Below are 16,412 nucleotides of genomic sequence, written 5' to 3'. Positions count from 1 at the left end.
CTGATTACGAGCGGGGGTGCCGGTCGGACGGGCTGGCGAGGTGGGGAGCGGTCAGCTCGCGGCCGCGGCGAAGGTGGCTGAGAGCTGCATGGCCTCGATGCCGCGGGACTCGACCTCGTAGGCCTCGTCGACGTCGGGGATGGTCTGAGCGGCCGCGGTGACCGCGTGCAGCACCCCACCCGAGGTCGGGGCCCCGCCCCGGATGAAGTGGGTCAGGATCGAGTCCTGGGCTGCGGTGGAGAAGCGCAGCTTCTTGCTGACGTGCTCGATGGTCTGCTGGGGGCGGGTGACCTCGACCCCGGCGTCGGCCTCGATCTCGGCGATGCGCTCGGCCACCCAGACCGGGTCGAGGAACTTGCTGACGGCGTCGCGGGTCATCTTCTTCGCCAGGGCCAGGCTGGCGGCCTGGGTGTCGGCCGACCAGTCGATCTGGCCGTGTTCGAGGCGCCCGCCGGCGTGGACCTCGTCGATGGCGTGGCGGGTCAGGGTCATGCCGTTGGTGCAGATCTGGACGGTGAGCTGGGGGATGAGGCGGAACTTGCCCTGCCCGGTCTCGGAGTTGGTCAGGACGAACCCGGCGAACACCGTCGGGTTGTCGGCGCCGCGGTCGCCGGAGAACGGGGAGGTGTAGCCGGTCAGCAGTGCCGGCGCCATCGCGGCCACGGCCGTGGAGCGGATCTTGACGTACATGCGGGACTCGGACAGGTCCGCCGAGACGATGTCGACGGGGTGGTCGGCCTCCCGGATGCCGTCCAGGCAGGTCATCAGCACGTCGAGGTTCTCGATGGGGCGGTAGCGGTCCGACAGCAGTGCCCGCATCACCCCGTGCCGGCCCTCGCCGTCGGCCAGGCCGCGCACCAGGAACCGGCGATCGGGCCGGTGGGTGAGCCAGCCGTTGACGTTGGCGTCGTAGAGGTCGATGTTCTGCTCGCGGGTCCGCCGCAGGTAGGCGGCCGGGATGCCGAGCTTGTCGGCGATGCCGTTGTCGGCGGTACGGGTCGGTGCGAGGGTCAGGTCACCGGTGGTGACCCCGTCCATCGACAGCTCGCTCCTGCCGGCGCCGTGCACGAGCATCTGCCCGCCCTGGGCGGCCAAGTCGGACGCGGCGACGACATGGTCGGTCTTGGCGGCCTGCTGGGTGCGCAGCAGCTCGACCATGTCGCTCAGGTCGGCGTTGCGGGTGGTCAGCGAGACGGCGTTCTGGTCGGTGATCTGCTCCATGACACGGGTTCCGTTCTCTCGAGCGTACGCACCGGCCCCTGGGGAAGCGGGGCCGGTGCGGTCCCGACCGCTGCGTTGGGACGTGACTCGCCCACACCCCGCGGTCCGGCGCGACGGGGCCGCGCGCTCGCCCGACCGGCGTGACACCACCCCGACCGCCTGACCGGCAGCCGACGATGGGGCCTGGTGGTGTCACCCGCGTCGGGTGCGGCCAAGCGCGGCATCGGCGGGTAAGCCGGAGCGCGGGGTGCAGAGTCACCACGGCCCACCCGGCTGCGGTCGCGACCTCACCGGAACTCTGCGCTCGCCGAACGACCACGCAGAAACCCATAGTTCGAACTATTGTTCCCATCTGGGTTAGGCTGCGCGGGTCCGTCGGGGTGGGGGAAGCACCCCGACGGACCACAGAGCTGGACGCCGCGGCGGGAGGCTGGGGGATGGGCGACAACAGTCGTTACGACCGCTACGCCCACCGTGTCGACGCCGAGACCGAAGCCGAGGCCTCGGCGCTGCGTGTCGTGGCCGGACTGGTCGAAGGGGGTGTGCCGCCGATCCCGGACCGGGTGGTCGCCGGGCGGGTCGCGGGGATCCTGCGGGCCGCGGCCGCCGAGCTCTCGGCAGGTCGGCCGGTGCCGCTGCAGCTGCGGCGCACGGTGCGTTGGACCGCTGATGCGCTCCGCGCCCAGCTCGATCCTCGTACGAGTAGGGAGCGGTGATGCGCGCCTCCGAGGAACGTGCCGCGGTCCAGCTCCGTGATGACCGCCTCCTGCTCGCCCAGTTCGCCCAACAGCTGCGGCGACGCGCGGTGCAGGACACCTACGCCGGGTTGCACGGCCAGGACGTCGGGCTGGCGATGGCCGCTGTCTTCGACAGCCTGTCTGTGACCCTGGATCAGGTCCCCGACCAGGTCCGCCGCGATGCACTGGCCGCGGCGCGGCGCGAACGCACGGGCCCAGATGGCCCTAATGATCCGCGTGGGCGCACGCGCAAGGGTCTCACCAGCGGTTTTGGTCACTAGTCGCGCCGCCCGGGGTGCGCCGCCGCCGCTGTGTGCCCGGTCAGGGCACGTGGCCGGCGCGAGCTTCCCGGAGCTGGCGCAGATGCTCACTAAGTGCCTCTCGTGCAGCCTGCCGCGCTCCCCGGCCGGCCGGCCGGTCGAGCAGCGCCCGGTCGAGCTGCACCACCGGCTCAGCCCCTCGGTGCAGGACCGGTGGCTGTCGGCGCTCGGGCCCCGACGCAGTGGTGCTGCGCATGCGGCCGATCTGGACGGCGCGGATCTCGTTCAGCCGGCCCCGCCAGGGCCGCAGCCGTGCTCCCATGACCCGCAGCGGGTCGCGGGCATCGGTGGTGACCGGTCCGCGGGGCTGGTCGGGCCGGTCGGGGTGGTGCTCGAGGGCGTGACGGAGCCCGGCGACGGTGGCGCCGGCCTCCCACCACGGCTTGAGCAGAGCCCGGGCACGCCAAATCTCAATCTTGCTGCCTTTCCGGCCTCCTAGGCCGAGAAGCGTGATTAACGAGAGGGTTGCTGCGTTTCTGGCACCGGAGGTGTCGGGGACGTCATAGGGGTGCCAGCCGAGTGCCGACTGGAGATGTGGCCGTCTGCCGCCCGACAAGGGCTTAGTACCTACGTGAGTAGTGGGGAGGTCGCCACTTTCATCCACAGTGCTCTGACCTCGGGAAGCAGGCTGCTCATCGGCAGCCTCGTCTTCCAGGGATAGACCAGCGTCGAGGCGGGGCAGCGGGCTGTGGGTGACCAGCGCGTAGGTGGGGGTTCGTCCGGTGTCGGTGCCGAGGAACTCCGCGCTCGCGCCGGGTTCGACGACGACGAGCAGCCCGCAGTCGCGGGCCCAGGCCAAGACCCGGGAGACCGTGCGCTCGGCGCGACCGCCGGCGGCGCCCAGCCGTTCTGTGGTGAGTCCGGTGATCAGTCCGGTCTCCCAGTCCATGTGGCACACCAGGCGCCGCAGGATCGCCGACCAGCTGCGGCGCTTGTCCGAGCGCCAGTCCTCGTCATCGACCAGGCGAGCGACGTGGTCGAGGGCCTCGGGCTGGGCAGTCAGGACCCGGTACTCGCGGTCGATGAAGTGGCGCCAGCCCGGGTGCGGCACGAACCCGGCGCCATGACGGGCACGTGCCCGGGCAACACCGCGGGCTCGGGCGCGCCGGCTGGGAGGCAGCGCGCGCCGCGGGCGACCGGGTCCGCTGGTCGGTCCTACACGGCCGCGGGCAGCACGTCCGCGAGGCGTCCGGCGGAGTGCCGCGGCCGCGCGGATGCCGTAGGCACCGCTGGGCAGCTGTTCCACGAGGGGGAGCTCGTGGAGCAGGCAGAGCTGGGAGGGGCCGGAGGCCAGGGTGAACGCGCCGTGCTCGTAACACAGAGTGCAGAATCCGGTGCCCGCTGCTGGCGAGCGCTCTGATTCTGGGCACGACGAACTCGCCCCGTGTCTGTAGTGGTTGGCTCCCGGCCCAGGATGTATCCTGGACACGCGAAAGCGCCCCTTCTTCGCAGGTGGGGGATTGGCCCCGGTTCGCCGGGGCTACGGCGTCAGGCGGGTGCATGACCGGCTGACGCGAGAACGAACGGAGACGGCCCCCTGGCAGGGGGGCCGTCTCGTTCTCGTTTAAGAGGCCCTGATCAGACGCTGCTCCTGATGGTTGGGGTACGGCGCTGGGATCTGTCCCACCAGCTCGTTGCGATACCGGAGCCCGAGTTGCACGAGTGCTCCGGCCACGACGGAGATGCTGCGGTCGCGGTCACTCGCGATCGCGCGAAGAGCCTGGTTGTCGACCTCGGGGATCCGCGCGGTGAAGTCGGTCGACTCCGCGGCCGGAACTCGGCGGGGCAAATCGGCGGAAAGCTCGGCGACGTGCCGCAGCCCGATGTTGATCAGCTTGGCTGCCGTCTCGGACACGTACCATCCCCGGGCGGCGGCCAGGGTCTTGAGCGCACGGTCGTCGGCCAGCAGGACCCGCGGAAGAACCACTGCGCGCGGGCCCTTCGACGGGCGGCCTGTTGGTCGTCTAGCCATGCGGAGCATCCTTCCCTACTTTCTGAAACGGCGGGCCGCGACACGCCACAACTTTCTGAAACGACCGATCGGGGGTTGCCGATGTCCCTGCGAGCTGACTGCTCAGCTCAGTCCAGGCCGAACCCATCGTCACGGTCGTAGCCTTGCTCGTCAGGCTCGATCTCGGAACGGGGTTGCAGGGCGTGGGTGACGTCCTCCTGGGCCGTGGTGAGGGACGGGTTCGGCGCGTCGAGTCCGTGGAACCGCCAGGAGTCGAGCTCGGGAGCGGCGTGTTGCTGCACTAGGCGTTCGGCGAGTACTGCCATCTCCACGGGCCCGATTCCGCCGGGCACGGGGGTGACGACCAGCGGCTGGGCTGCGGCGCCGGGGTGGAGGTCACCGCGGGGTCCGTCGGGGTGCGGGGTGAATCCTGAGTCGACGACCAGGCGGTGCTCGGCGTGGATGTGGTCGGAGGTGAGCAGCCAGGGACTTCCGGTCGTCGAGAGGACGACATCGGCTTCGCGGAGCCCGCGCAAGTCGTCCCCGTCCTCGAACAGCATCGGATCGTGGCCACCCTGGCGCAGGAGCGTGACGACGCCGGAGCCGACGAAGCCGCTGCTGCCGACGACCGCGATGCGGGCATCGGGTAGGTAGGGCTCGGCGATGCGCACGACGCCGTCGGCGGTCGCGCACGCCGTACGAGGCGAGAAGATGCCGAGGGCGTCGATGTCCTTGGCAGGGTCGATCTCGTTGAGCAGCGCGAGCACGGCCTGGGGTGGCGGGGCCTGGACGATGATCCCGGCGACCTGGGGGTCGTCGTTGGCGCGGTGGATGATGCCGGCGATCTCGCTGATGCCGACGCTGTCGGGCACGACGATGTGGTCCGGTGTGGCTCCGAGCGCGGTGAAGGTGCGCACCTTCTGCTCGGCCGAGACGCGGGATGCCTCCATCCGAGCGGCCCAGTCGGTGTCGTCGGTGGTCGACTCGAACCGCACGACCACCACGCGAGTCCCGTGTTCCTGCAGGGTGACTGCGTAGGCGTCGCGGTAGGTGTCGCGCACCTCGGCCAGGATCGCGCGGCCGGGGATCGTGCGGGTCTGGGGTGTGTCGATCATCCCTGGGGCGCGCCGGTGTCGCCGCCGTCCTGCCGGGGTCGTGGGATGTCCCAGGGCATCGCGTCGAGGACTTCGTCGACCGGGCGCAGTCGGAGCTCGACGAGCAACTGGCGGGAGTCGTCGTAGTTCAGCCGGGTGACCTCGTCCCAGGCCGGGACGCTGTAGCGGTCGAGGGTCCAGTGCAGGTCGACGCGGGTCAGCGACTCCGGCCCGGTCGGGTCGGCGCTGGAGAACTCGCCGTGGTGCACCAGCCACGTGATCGCGCCCGGGTCGACGCTGCCCGGCACGAGCTGGGCGCACGCACTGTTCGCGGCGCCGGCGACGTCGGACAGGACGTAGTGGCCGCGGGGCTGACCGCGCAGCTCGCTGAGCACGACGGTCAGCAGCAGGCGATCGGCTGCGGCCGGGTCACGGGTGCCGCGCAGCCGCGCCAGGCACGACGTGGTCGACCCGTAGCGGTGCGTCCAGCTCAGGATCGCGTCGCTGGCCAGTGTCAGGCCATGAGTGTGGGCCGTAGTCATAGCGGTCATCATCGTTCACGGCTCCAGGTTCGTCATGGCCTGCTGCGCGAGGGGCGCGATCGGGGCCGGCGGTACGTGGTCGTCGAGGAGCTGCAGCAGCGACTCGTCGCTGCGGGGGCGGGCGATGATCTGCAGGCCCACCGGGCAGCCGTCGGCGGTGAATCCGGCCGGGACGCTCGCTGCGGGGTGCCCGGACAGGTTGATGCCCCAGGTGAGCGCGACGCTGAGGTGCGCGCCGGGGCCGTCGTGGCCATGCGCCCGCCCCGGGGTCGTGGGAGTCAGCGCCAGGTCCGCGCTCTGGAAGACCTCGGCGAGCCGGTTGTTGTTGTCTTGTCGCGTTCGGTGTGCGAGCTGCCGTTCCGCTGCGCTCGAGGTGGTGCTGCGCAGCGTCATCCACGCGCTCGCGGGATCGATGAGGTTGACCCCCGGTCGGGCCAGGGCCAGGCCGGCGCGAGCGCACAGGGCCTGGGCTGCTCGCTCGGCGATCTCGACGACCTCGGGGTCGAGATGCGGACCGGCATAGCCGAGGGTGGCCGACCAGGCGGCGACCAGCAGGGGGCTCGGTGGTCTCTCTGCCCTTGGCAACCAGTCCGGGAGTACGGCGTCGGCCCAGGGCCGTAGGAGAGCGGGGTCGCGGACCAGCACGCCCGGTACGGCGAGCCCGGTCGGGTCGGGGGTGGGGGCACGGCCGGTGGTGGGCTTGAAGCCGATCACGTGGCACCACGCAGCCGGGATCCGGACGGATCCGGCCCCATCGCTACCGCAGGCCAGCGGGACGATCCCGGCGGCGACCGCCGCGGCAGCGCCGGCGGACGATCCGCCGGGGGACAGGTCCGGTCGCCACGGGTTACGCGTCGGACCACGATCGGTGTAGCCCCAGGTCTGGTAGCCGCGCGGGCCACGGGGGACTGATGTGGTCCCGATGGGCACGGCGCCGGCCTGGAGAAGGGCTTGTACACCAGGGTGTCGGGCGCCTCGTTCGCCCTTCACCGTGATCGGTAGACCGGTCATCAGAGACTCAGGTGTTTCGCCAGGATGAGGTGGCACGCCGGTGTCGAGACCGATGGAGAGGAACGCACGCAGCGCTGGGTCGAGTCGCCGGGCCTGCTCGATGGCAGCTGCGGCCGGCGCCTGCGTGGGCGCCGGTTGATGGTGTGTGGTGGCCGTGTCTCCTCGGTTGAGTGCTGTCTGGGATGTCGCTCGTACCCGGGCCGGGTTGACGGCGGCCGAGTGTGTCTAGCTTCGTTCCCGGTAATCGTGCACCAGGTGTCGCAGTAGCTCCAGTGACTCGTTTTCGGGCAGAGCGAGTTCGGAGAGTTCGACGTGCAGCTGCGCGTACATGGCGATGTAGTCAGGGTCTTGGATCAGGGTGCTTCCGGACTCGGTGCCGACGAGCGCCTGTGTGTCGTCGTAGAGGTGGAAGCCCGATACCGGTGCCGGTCGGGGTGCAACCGTGTCCAGAGCCAGCACCCGGAAACTGACGTTCGGCTGGGCGGCGATGCGCACGATGCTCTCCAGCTGCTCAGCTTGTTGACCGTAGCCGCCGACCGGCCACCGCAGGGCCTGCTCGTTCTGCACCATCTGCCAGGAGCGGCCGGGATCGGCGAGTAGCTGAGCACGTTCCATGCGGGCGTCGACGGACTGTGCCGCGTCCTGCTCGTCGAGCTGCTCGTCGGGGGTGAACACCGCACCTGCGTAGCTTCGTGTCTGCAGCGGACCGATGATGACGGAGGGATGGTAGGAGCGCACCAGGCGGGCGGCCCGCTCGGCCTCGTGAATGCGCCACTGGAACCGGTGTGCGCTCCCGCTCTGCAGGACGACACGGGCGTCCACGCGCTCGGCCTCTAGGGCTTGTGCCTGCTCTACGAGCTCGTCGATGCGCTCGGGAGTGAGCGAGCCGACGCCGTGCTGCGCGTAGACCTGCAGCACCGCGCGCACCAGTCGTGGGGTCGGCCGGGATTCACCGGCTTCGGTACGGGACAGCGAAGACTGCCCGACCCCGGCTGCCTTGCGTGCCTGGTTCTGGCTGAGGCCGGTCTGCTCGCGCAGCGCGCGCAGCAGCTCCCCGGACAGCGGCGGGAGTCTGTCCGGGGAACTACTCGGCTGCGCATCGGGCACTGAGCTCAGGCCGCCCTCTTGCGCTGGTGCAGCTCGGGGTGTCGGTCCCACCACGCGCGAAAGGGTTCCGCCGCTGCGTGGGCGTCGTCGCGCGCCTGTAGGTACGGCGCGATCGTGTCGGGGTCGGTGACGATGTCGGCGCTCAGAAAGCGGCCGTGCTCGTCGTACTGCATCGGGATGAGCAGCGCGTCATTGACCAGCCAGAAGTCTTCTCTGATGAACGTCGCTGGGGTGTCGTGCTCGCCGTCGCGGAGCACGGAGATGTCCTCGCCGGCTGCGGCGTTGTGGACATAGCACCAGTCGGCTTCATACCGCTCGTACTCGGTCATGGCGTTGGAGAACGCGCGCACACGATAAGAGATCAGCCCGCGGGCCTCCTCGCCCCGCAGGATGGCGAGCCATTGCTCCTTGCGTTCCATGTCGGGTCCGTCGGCCCCGGCCAGGTAGCGCTGAAAGTCGCTCTCCTCGCCCTCGCTTGCCATGTAGCGGGGAAGGCACTCCATCCGGAAGAGCTTGTCCCCGGCGTGGTGGAAGTGTTCGTCGATGGCAGCTTCGAGCTGCTGTTCGTCGATCATGCTGCTACTCCCTCCAGGAGCCGCGCCTTGACGGTGCCGAGCTGTTCGGTGACGGGGTCGAACAGCTCGGCGAAGGCGATGAGCTCGACCTCGCCGGTGACCTCGGATGAGATCACGTACACCCGATCCGGATGGACGCCAGGCCCAGTCACCCCACGGGTGCGCGCGACTGCGTCGCACTCGGCCGGGAGCAGCCCTGCGGGCATCCAGCCGAGGACTTCGCCCTCGTCGAGCAAGTGCTGGAATGCGGCGGTCTCGGCCGGGGTGGTCCGCTTGGACACAACCCACAGGTTCTCGGGGGCGCCGACGACTTCGTGGACTGACGGGCAGACTCGGCTCTCTCCGCATTCGCTGGCGGTGGTTACGAGCGTGCGGATCTCGAGGTGGTGCACGTTCTCGGTCATCGGCGTTCCTCCCGGTCAGGGTGTGACCAGGTCAGTGTCGGTCGGGCTCGACCAGCTAGTCAATCGCCCACTGGATAGCGGCGCGCGTACCTCCGGCAGTCAGATCGCAGCTTGTTATCCATCGTAGCACTGGATAAGATGTAGGTGCGATCCCCCGGCATGTACCGGTGGGCGGCCCCGGCGGATGCAGGCACATCCGCCGGGGCCTGACAGATCGCGCTCACCCAGCCGTCGAGCACGAGGAGCACGACCGTCATGTCAAGGATCCCAAACCGAGGTCACTGGCCCGAGAGCCCATCCGCGAGTCATCAGCTGCGGCCCGCGCGCCCGGCGATGGCGGTACTCGGAGAAGGGGCCGCGGCCCGCCTCGCCGCCGATGGTTGGTCGCCTCGTCACAGCCATCAGAACAACGTCCTGATGACCTCTGTCGGCGATGGACTCGAGCACGAAGTTGCGTCGGAGGAGCTCACCAGCGGCCGGGTTGCCGGCCGCTATCGCGCGCTGTGCGGCCTACTGGTCCATCCGGTGTCCTTGACCGCTCCGGCCGGTGTGCCGTGCCGCGGGTGCGCCGTCGAGGCTGCGCCCGCCCCCGATCTGGCGGAGCAGGATGCGCAGAGGTCTCGGCGTGAGACAGCGAGCTGGTTGCGTGGTCTTCGGGCCCGGACGGCTCGTCTCGCGACGTCGGCGGGTGGTCTCGATGTGGCCGCGTAAGTCCGCGCAGTCGCTGCAGGAGCGGGCGACGGTGCTGGCCGCCGAGGCCGAGCACTCGGCCAAGGTGCGGGAGCTGTCGACGCACCCGGATGTGGTTGCGTTGCAGGTGGAGCGTGTCCGGGGCCAGGTGAACCGGTTGATGTGGACCGGGATCGTGCTCGGGATGGCGTTCTGCATGACCAACGTGCAGGAGTTCGGGGCCGAGGGCGCCGAGGAGTGGTCTCCGGGCTGGTGGGCGGCATGGCTGCTCGACCCGATGGTGTCGTTGGTGTTGATCGCGGTGGTGCTGGCGGAGCAGACGACCTCTCGGTGGCAGCTGGCGACGCCGGTCTGGGCTCGCCGGGCCCGCTGGGCGACTCTGGGTGCGACGTATGCGATGAACACTTGGAAGGCGTGGGGTGCGCTGGATCCGGGACAGATCTTGCTGCACTCGGTGCCGCCGTTGGTCGTGTTTGTCGCGACCGAGGCTGCCCCGGAGCTTCGTGACCGTCTCACCGCGGCGGTCAAGGCCGCGGCGGCGGACTCGGGAGACGGTCCGGTGACGGTGGCGGAGGCGGCTGCTGCGGCTGGCATCGCGCCAGCTGCGGCGACCGTCGTAGAGGCCGCTGAGCCGCAGGCTGGGACGGTGCACGAGGGTTCTGACGCCGGGACGCGGGTTCTCCCGGCGGACGGTGCGGGTGGTGGGACCCGTTGGGAGCGTGAGGATCTCCTGAGTGCGGAGAGGGAGGTCCGGGTCGAGCAGGTGAAGGACCTGATCCGTGGGGGGCTCATCCCGTCGGTGGAGCTCACCGGATCCCAGGTCGGCGCGATCTTCGGCCAGTCACCACGCACCGGCCGCCGCGATATCGAGGACGCCGAGCGCGAGCTGGGCATGGCGCAGAACGAGAGTTCCGACGCTCAGCACCGGCCCGCAGGGATGTCTCCCGACTCGGAGCACGACAGCTCGTCCGGTGGCGCCGGTGCTCTGGTCCTCGTCGGGCCCGATCGCGGCGTGACGCTGGGAGTCGGCGCATGAACCCCACCGAGTTGCACAGCGTGCCCCCCGACCCTGAGGACACAGCAACCGTCGAGGTTGGACAGGACCGATCGGGCACGGCTGGCGACCAGCGCCACGACTCGACATCGGGCCGCGCCCCGGAGCCGTCGAGTCAGAGAGCTGCTGTGTTGGTCTCGGTGCGGCGGGCTGTGAGCCGGGTGTGGTGGTGGGTTCTGCTACCGCTGGTCCGGTCGATCGTGGCCTCTGCGGTGTGGGCTGGCCTCGGCGAGCGTTCGGCGAGGGTCCTGTCCGGGGGACTGGTCCAGGCGGGCGCTGCCTGCTGCCTGCTGCTGGGACTGGTGCTGTTGTGCGGTCCGGCGGTCGTGGCGACCGTGGTCGGTGCGGTCGTCGCGGGCGCGTCGGCGCTGCTGCTCTGGCGCCAGACCCTGCCTCTCGCAGCGTCGGCGTCCGGGCTGGTGCTGGGGATGGGCCTCCTGGTCCTTCCCGAGGTGATGGTCGTGGTCACCGGCGCTGTCCTGACGGCGGTCGGTGTTGCGGTGCTGGCGATCCCGCCCGGCCGGGCGGCGTATGGCCACACCGAGCGGGCCCGCGTGCGGACCGGCTTCGGCGTCGAGGGCTGGGCCGGGTGGTGGGACCTGCATCGGCACCTGTCCTCGCACGCGGTGCGCCTCGCCGCTGCGGCGACTCGCCCCAGTGTCACCGCGGAGGTCAGCCAGCCCGATCCCGGGGGAGTGCTGGCACCCGGGCTGGTGGAGCGGCTGCCGGTGCGGCGGTGCGGGACCTGGCTGGGTCGTTCGGTGGTCGGGCCGGTGATCGGTACCGACTGCTATGCGCCGCATCGGGATGTGATCGGGCTGGTGGCTCCGCCACAGACCGGCAAGACGGCGTTGATGGGTCACCACATCGTCGATCACGACGGTCCGTTGCTGGCGACCTCGACCAAGCCCGATCTGTACAACTTCTGCGCGGGCAAGCGAGCCGAGCAGGGCCCGGTGTGGCTGTTCAACCCCGAGCGTCTCGGTGATCTGGGGTCGTCGGTGTGGTGGTCCCCGGTGTCGGGTTGCGCGGACCCGCAGGTCGCTGCGATCCGGGCCGGGCTGATGGTGGGTGGGGTGTCGGCGGGCGAGGACGGTGGTGATCGGTGGGACCAGTGGTCGGTCAGCGTGCTGAGCGCTCTGCTGATGGCCGCCGATCTGTCCGGGCGGGACATGACCACCGTGGCGCGGTGGGTGTTCTCCCCGACCAACGATGCACGCAGCGGGGGAGCCGGTGAAGCGCTGGAGGTGTTGGGCCGCGACCCTGGCGGCCGCGTCCCGGAGGGCACGCTGGACGCTCTGCGGCAGGTCCTGGCCACCGATGCCCGCAAGACCCGCGATTCGATCTTCATGACCTTGTCGGAGGCGGTGAAGTTCATGACCGATCCGCAGGTCGCAGCCCTGGTGACCGGTAGTGGCGGCGGTCAGGAGCTTGATGCTGAACAGCTCCTCGCTGGTCGCGGATCGTTGTTCGTGGTCGGTTCGGACCGCGAGCATGCTTCGATCGCGCCGCTGCTGGCAGCGATGACTGGCCACCTGTTCGAGATGGCCAAGCGGGTCGCGTCGTCGCGGCCGAAGGGGCGGTTGGATCCCCCGCTGGGGTTGTTCCTCGATGAGGCTGCGTTGATCACTCCGGTGCCGTTGGATCGCTGGGTCGCCGACGCTGGTGGCCGTGGGATCCACATCGAGTGGGCGGTGCAGTCGCCGTCCCAGCTCGCCCAGCGCTGGGGCGCCAAGGGCGGGGAGACGATCTGGAACGCCACCAACGCCAAGGTCATCTTCGGTGGGTTGTCGTTGCGCGAGGACTTGGAGAAGGCCTCGGTGTTGTGCGGGGACCGGCACAAGCCGGTGCCCACCGGCGGTGGTGAGGAGCGCTACGAGAAGGTCCGGGTGTGCCCGGTCGACCGGGTGCGCACGCTGCCGCAGTGGCACGCGCTGCTGATTCACCGCGCGACCCCGGCGACGGTGGTGCGGGTCAGCCCGGTGTGGACCCGGGCGGACCTGCGCCCGCCGCCTGCGATCATCACGCAGGCTCCCACCGTGGGTATTCGTGCCGAAGGGCATGCTGCGGATCAGGTGGCCGCCTAGTTCTGGCTGGTCGCACTGGTGCGCTGGCCCCGCCACTGCCGCCGTGTCGTTGAGACGAGAGGAGACCGGTCACCGTGACCAGCGATGGCCCCGTCCCGCCGTCGGGCAGGGAACGACCCGCTCCTGGCGCGGCCCGGCCGCGGGCGGTGGAGGTCGGTGAGCAGCTGCGCCAGGTGCAGCGGCAGCTCGACACCACGACCCGGCAGAGCGATGAGACCGCAGGTCACGTCGCCGAGATCGCCGACATTCTCGGCCGCATGAGCCCCCGGCTCGACGACGTCGAACAGGGTGTGGCCGCTCTCGGGGGCGCGGTCGAGGCCGCCGCGGCCGGGACGGGCGCGGGCGACGCGGACGATGAGGCGCTGTCGCTGACCCCGGCGCTGCGCTGGTCGCAGCTCGATCGAGGCGACAAGCACGCCGCGTGGGACGCCCTGGCGGGGTTCGTCTCCGAAGTGCTCAACAACGACTACCAGCTCACGCGGCTGGAGCTGCCCGACTGCTGGCCGGTGCACCCGCGCGCGGTGCGTGAGCTCGCGTGGTTGCGCACCCTCTACATCTCCTCGAGCGCGGTCGGTGTGCGCCCGGAGCTGGTGGCCGAGTGGCACGTTCGCTGGCTCCCGGCCGCGATCACCAACCTCGCGGTGGCCATCGACCGGCGCGAGTGTGCGCCGGGCAAGCACCGCGTGACTGAGGAGGAACGCCGCCGCTACGACGACGCCGTCCAAGAGGCCGGCTCCGCGACCGGCCAGCATCCGCCTGCGCTGACTACCGAGCGGGAAGCCGATCGCCCTCGGTACTTTCCCGACCGGTTCCCGCCGCTGCGGGGCCACGATTCCAGCTACGGCGCACGCCCGACTCGGGTAGCACTGCTCGATGCCGAAACACCGGCACCGCCGAGTCGCCCGGAGTATTGGTGGGAGTACTTCCTCGACGCACGCATGGCCGACATCGGCGAGGACGCCGCCAGTACCTGACCCATCCGGCCGGCCTGGTCCCGGCAGTCCCGACGTGGTGGGAAGGTGTCGTCATGGGACAGACGGGCCGCCGGTCGAACAAGCTGCAGCGACTCGTCGATGATTTCGCCGAGACGTGCCGGGCCCGTGGGATCGAGGTCTCGCGGCCGGTGATCGAGCACGGTCTGCGGGATCGGATCGACATGGTCGCCCAGCGTATGGGCATCGCCGAGACCACGGCCCTGCGCAACTACTTCGACGACTCCTGGGGCCAGGAGATGGCCGAGCGGTTCTGTGCCGACGTCGAGGCCGGCGAGGCCCGGCTCGCCGCAGCACCGGACGCGATGCTCCCGGCGGGATTCGTGGGGCGCCTGGTCGCCGCGCTCGGGCAGGCGCAGTTCTTCGCCGCCGTGAACACGGCATCTTTGGCCTCGCCGGATAGCCCCGGTGCGCCCTCCAACGACGCCCCTGCGGATGCGGCAGGGCCGGTGGCGTCGCTGCTGTCCAGCATGACGGGCCACCCGTCGGTTCGTTTCGACCCGCACATGGCGGCCGAGGCGACCACGGGCCTCGGGATGGCGTTGCACGACGCTGCCACCGGCCCAAGCTTCGAGATCGCCGAGGTCGAGGTCTCGGGGCGAATCCTCGCCCAGACCCGCGAGGTCCTGGAAGACCTCGCCCGCCGCTTGGAACCCGGCCCGGGCCAGTGGCGGGCCTGTGGATGTGAGGGACCCTGCGAGGAACAGGACACTTCGACGTTGGTCCGTGATGCGGTACGAACCGATCTCGAGCTGCTCTACCGGGCACTCGACCAGGACCCGCTCACCCGCTACGACGCCGACGACGCAACCGATGGCGATGCACAGGTGCTGCAGTTCGGTCGCGCGGCGAAGAGCGAGCACGGAGCCGGCCGACGCGGGCGGTAGCCGCCCGACCACCCCGACGCCCGTGTGCTGGCCAGGCAGACCCGTTCACGGTCAGGCCCGGGGCGGGTGTCGTAGGCTCCTGGCCATGTCGTCTCCCGAGGTGGAACGCCGTTTGCGCCAGCAGGGCGCCGACGTCGACGCCCTGTACGAGATCTCCGCGCGGATCGAGGGCAAGGTCGACGCCCTGGACGGCCGGGTCAGCAGCGTGGACGCGAAGATCGACCAGCTCGCGGAGAGTACGAACGCTCAGTTCGAGGCGCAGAGCGCGCGGTTCGACACGTTGGAGCAGCGCACCGGTGCCCGGTTCGACGCGCTGGAACGGTCGAACGAACAGACCCAGACGCTACTCACCCAGATCCTGGAACGGCTTAACCGAGCCTGATCTGCCCCGACCTACCGGGTTGGTTCGGTACTACTGGGCCTGGGTCTCGATCGTCTGCTGCTATAGTGAACCGCCCCGGCTTCGGTGGAGGCTCTGGGGTGCCCCGGGTTCAGCGGAGTCGCGTGGCTGGAACCTCTAGGCCACGACGATCTTGTTCTGCGTCTCGAACTCTAGCGGTGACAGCCACCCCAGAGCGCTATGTCGCCGACGCCGGTTGTGCCAGATCTCGAGGTACTCGAAGATCGCGTTGGCCAGCTCGACGCGGGTCTTCCACCGCCTGCGGTCGAGCAGTTCGACCTGCATGCGCGACCAGAACGACTCGATGACGGCGTTGTCGAAGCAGTCCGCGATGCTGCCCATCGACGGCACCAGCCCGGAGGCCCTCGCGCGGTCGGTGAACGCCCAGGACCCGAATTGCGTCCCACGGTCGGAGTGGATCACCGCTCCGGCCGGTGGTGTTCGCGAGTCGATGGCCATCCCGAGCGCGTTCGTCACCAGCGCCGCCGTCGGTGAGGCGTCGATCGACCAGCCGACGACCCGACGGGAGTACACGTCGAGCACCACCGCGCAGTACACCTTGCCCTCGCGGGTCGGGTGTTCGGTGATATCGGTGACCCACAGCTGGTTCGGCCCGTGGCGGGCGAAGTCCCGATCCACCAGGTCCTTGGCGATCAGGTCCGGACGCGGACGCTTCCACCGCGGCCGCCCGGTGACCCCTCGGATGTCGTTGCGGGCCATGAGCATCTCGACCGCGTTGTGCCCGACCGCGATGCCGCGCCCGAGGGTGAGCTCGGCGTGTACCCGCCGTGCCCCGTAGGTGCCGTTCGACGCGACGTGCACCTCGCGGATCTGGTCGAGCAGCCAGGCGTGACGGACCGACCGGGCCGACGGCGCGCGGGTCAGGGCTTCGTAGTAGCCGGACTCGGCCACCCCGAGCACCCGGGTGGCCATCTGCACCGGCAGGCCCTCGCCGGCGATCACCGCGACCGCTTCGTACATCCTTTTGGGGGCACCACCTTCCCCAGTAGCTCCGAGGCCCGGCGGTGGATCGCCAGCTCGGTTTCCAACTCGGAGATCCGTCGGTTCGCCGCGGTCAGCTCGGCCTTCTCCGTGCTGGTCAGGCCCGGCTGCAGGCCCTTGTCGATCCGGTCCTGGCGGCGCCACGTGTAGATCGACTGCGCACTGATCCCGAGATCCCGCGCCACGTCGACGACCGGCCGTCCGGCCTCAACGAGATCGAGCACCTTGCGCCGGAACTCCGGCGGATACCCACGCCTGCCCACGAACCCTCCTTCAGGGTCACGTGACCAGAATTCCAGCTACCCGACTCCACCGAACCCGGGGCCAACCACCGCATC

The 16,412-nt window shown here is 70.2% G+C and carries 16 protein-coding genes and 1 pseudogene; 7 read left to right on the top strand and 10 right to left on the bottom strand.

Annotated features, from left to right (window positions below):
* Positions 1-51: 51 nt before the first annotated feature.
* Positions 52-1,221: a DUF932 domain-containing protein gene (locus ABD160_RS12925; RefSeq protein ID WP_344021928.1), complete on the bottom strand. Its 1,170-nt coding sequence runs from the start codon at positions 1,219-1,221 to the stop codon at positions 52-54.
* 437 nt (positions 1,222-1,658) lie between these two features.
* Between ABD160_RS12925 and ABD160_RS12920 the strand changes: the two genes are divergently transcribed.
* Complete coding sequence (locus ABD160_RS12920) at positions 1,659-1,937, top strand: hypothetical protein (RefSeq protein WP_344021926.1); 279 nt, start codon at positions 1,659-1,661, stop codon at positions 1,935-1,937.
* Entirely contained in the window at positions 1,937-2,239 is a 303-nt protein-coding gene (locus ABD160_RS12915; protein WP_344021924.1) for a hypothetical protein, read from the top strand. The genes ABD160_RS12920 and ABD160_RS12915 overlap by 1 nt, the downstream gene beginning before the upstream one ends.
* 40 nt (positions 2,240-2,279) lie before the next feature.
* Here the strand turns inward: ABD160_RS12915 and ABD160_RS12910 are convergent, their stop codons facing one another.
* From ABD160_RS12910 to ABD160_RS12875, 8 genes are all read right to left on the bottom strand, one after another.
* Complete coding sequence (locus tag ABD160_RS12910) at positions 2,280-3,329, bottom strand: hypothetical protein (RefSeq protein WP_344021922.1); 1,050 nt, start codon at positions 3,327-3,329, stop codon at positions 2,280-2,282.
* A gap of 513 nt (positions 3,330-3,842) precedes the next feature.
* Entirely contained in the window at positions 3,843-4,205 is a 363-nt protein-coding gene (locus tag ABD160_RS12905) for a hypothetical protein (protein ID WP_344021920.1), read from the bottom strand.
* Between the two features lie 152 nt (positions 4,206-4,357).
* Positions 4,358-5,344: a tetrahydrofolate dehydrogenase/cyclohydrolase catalytic domain-containing protein gene (locus ABD160_RS12900; RefSeq protein ID WP_344021918.1), complete on the bottom strand. Its 987-nt coding sequence runs from the start codon at positions 5,342-5,344 to the stop codon at positions 4,358-4,360.
* Positions 5,341-5,865, bottom strand: a complete 525-nt coding sequence (locus ABD160_RS12895; RefSeq protein ID WP_344021916.1) for a hypothetical protein — start codon at positions 5,863-5,865, stop codon at positions 5,341-5,343. The genes ABD160_RS12900 and ABD160_RS12895 overlap by 4 nt, the downstream gene beginning before the upstream one ends.
* Positions 5,866-5,880: 15 nt before the next feature.
* Positions 5,881-6,876 carry an amidase family protein gene (locus ABD160_RS12890; RefSeq protein ID WP_344021914.1) on the bottom strand — a complete coding sequence of 332 codons (996 nt, stop codon included), beginning with the start codon at positions 6,874-6,876 and terminating at the stop codon, positions 5,881-5,883.
* Between the two features lie 225 nt (positions 6,877-7,101).
* Entirely contained in the window at positions 7,102-7,983 is an 882-nt protein-coding gene (locus ABD160_RS12885) for a helix-turn-helix domain-containing protein (RefSeq protein ID WP_344021912.1), read from the bottom strand.
* 5 nt (positions 7,984-7,988) lie between these two features.
* Entirely contained in the window at positions 7,989-8,558 is a 570-nt protein-coding gene (locus tag ABD160_RS12880; RefSeq protein WP_344021910.1) for a DUF6879 family protein, read from the bottom strand.
* Positions 8,555-8,962: a hypothetical protein gene (locus ABD160_RS12875; RefSeq protein ID WP_344021909.1), complete on the bottom strand. Its 408-nt coding sequence runs from the start codon at positions 8,960-8,962 to the stop codon at positions 8,555-8,557. The genes ABD160_RS12880 and ABD160_RS12875 overlap by 4 nt, the downstream gene beginning before the upstream one ends.
* Positions 8,963-9,704: 742 nt before the next feature.
* Here ABD160_RS12875 and ABD160_RS12870 point away from each other — a divergent pair.
* The 5 genes from ABD160_RS12870 (at position 9,705) to ABD160_RS12850 (ending at position 15,054) form a co-directional block, all read left to right on the top strand.
* Positions 9,705-10,688 carry a hypothetical protein gene (locus ABD160_RS12870; protein WP_344021907.1) on the top strand — a complete coding sequence of 328 codons (984 nt, stop codon included), beginning with the start codon at positions 9,705-9,707 and terminating at the stop codon, positions 10,686-10,688.
* The gene (locus ABD160_RS12865) at positions 10,685-12,793 is read left to right on the top strand and encodes a type IV secretory system conjugative DNA transfer family protein (RefSeq protein WP_344021905.1); all 2,109 of its coding nucleotides are present in this window, start codon (positions 10,685-10,687) and stop codon (positions 12,791-12,793) included. The genes ABD160_RS12870 and ABD160_RS12865 overlap by 4 nt, the downstream gene beginning before the upstream one ends.
* A gap of 74 nt (positions 12,794-12,867) precedes the next feature.
* Positions 12,868-13,767, top strand: coding sequence for a hypothetical protein (locus ABD160_RS12860; RefSeq protein ID WP_344021903.1), 900 nt, complete (start codon positions 12,868-12,870; stop codon positions 13,765-13,767).
* Between the two features lie 53 nt (positions 13,768-13,820).
* Positions 13,821-14,672 (top strand): hypothetical protein, encoded by an 852-nt coding sequence (locus tag ABD160_RS12855; protein ID WP_344021901.1) that lies wholly within the window; start codon positions 13,821-13,823, stop codon positions 14,670-14,672.
* Positions 14,673-14,757: 85 nt separating this feature from the next.
* The gene (locus ABD160_RS12850; RefSeq protein ID WP_344021899.1) at positions 14,758-15,054 is read left to right on the top strand and encodes a hypothetical protein; all 297 of its coding nucleotides are present in this window, start codon (positions 14,758-14,760) and stop codon (positions 15,052-15,054) included.
* Between the two features lie 135 nt (positions 15,055-15,189).
* Here ABD160_RS12850 and ABD160_RS12845 read toward each other — a convergent pair.
* Positions 15,190-16,337 (bottom strand): annotated as a pseudogene (locus tag ABD160_RS12845) (IS3 family transposase).
* Between the last annotated feature and the right edge of the window lie 75 nt (positions 16,338-16,412).

The sequence above is a fragment of the Pseudonocardia kongjuensis genome (assembly GCF_039526905.1).
Classification (GTDB): Bacteria; Actinomycetota; Actinomycetes; order Mycobacteriales; family Pseudonocardiaceae; genus Pseudonocardia; species Pseudonocardia kongjuensis.
Note: the sequence above shows the minus strand (reverse complement) of the source record. Positions and strands in the feature narration are given on the sequence as shown.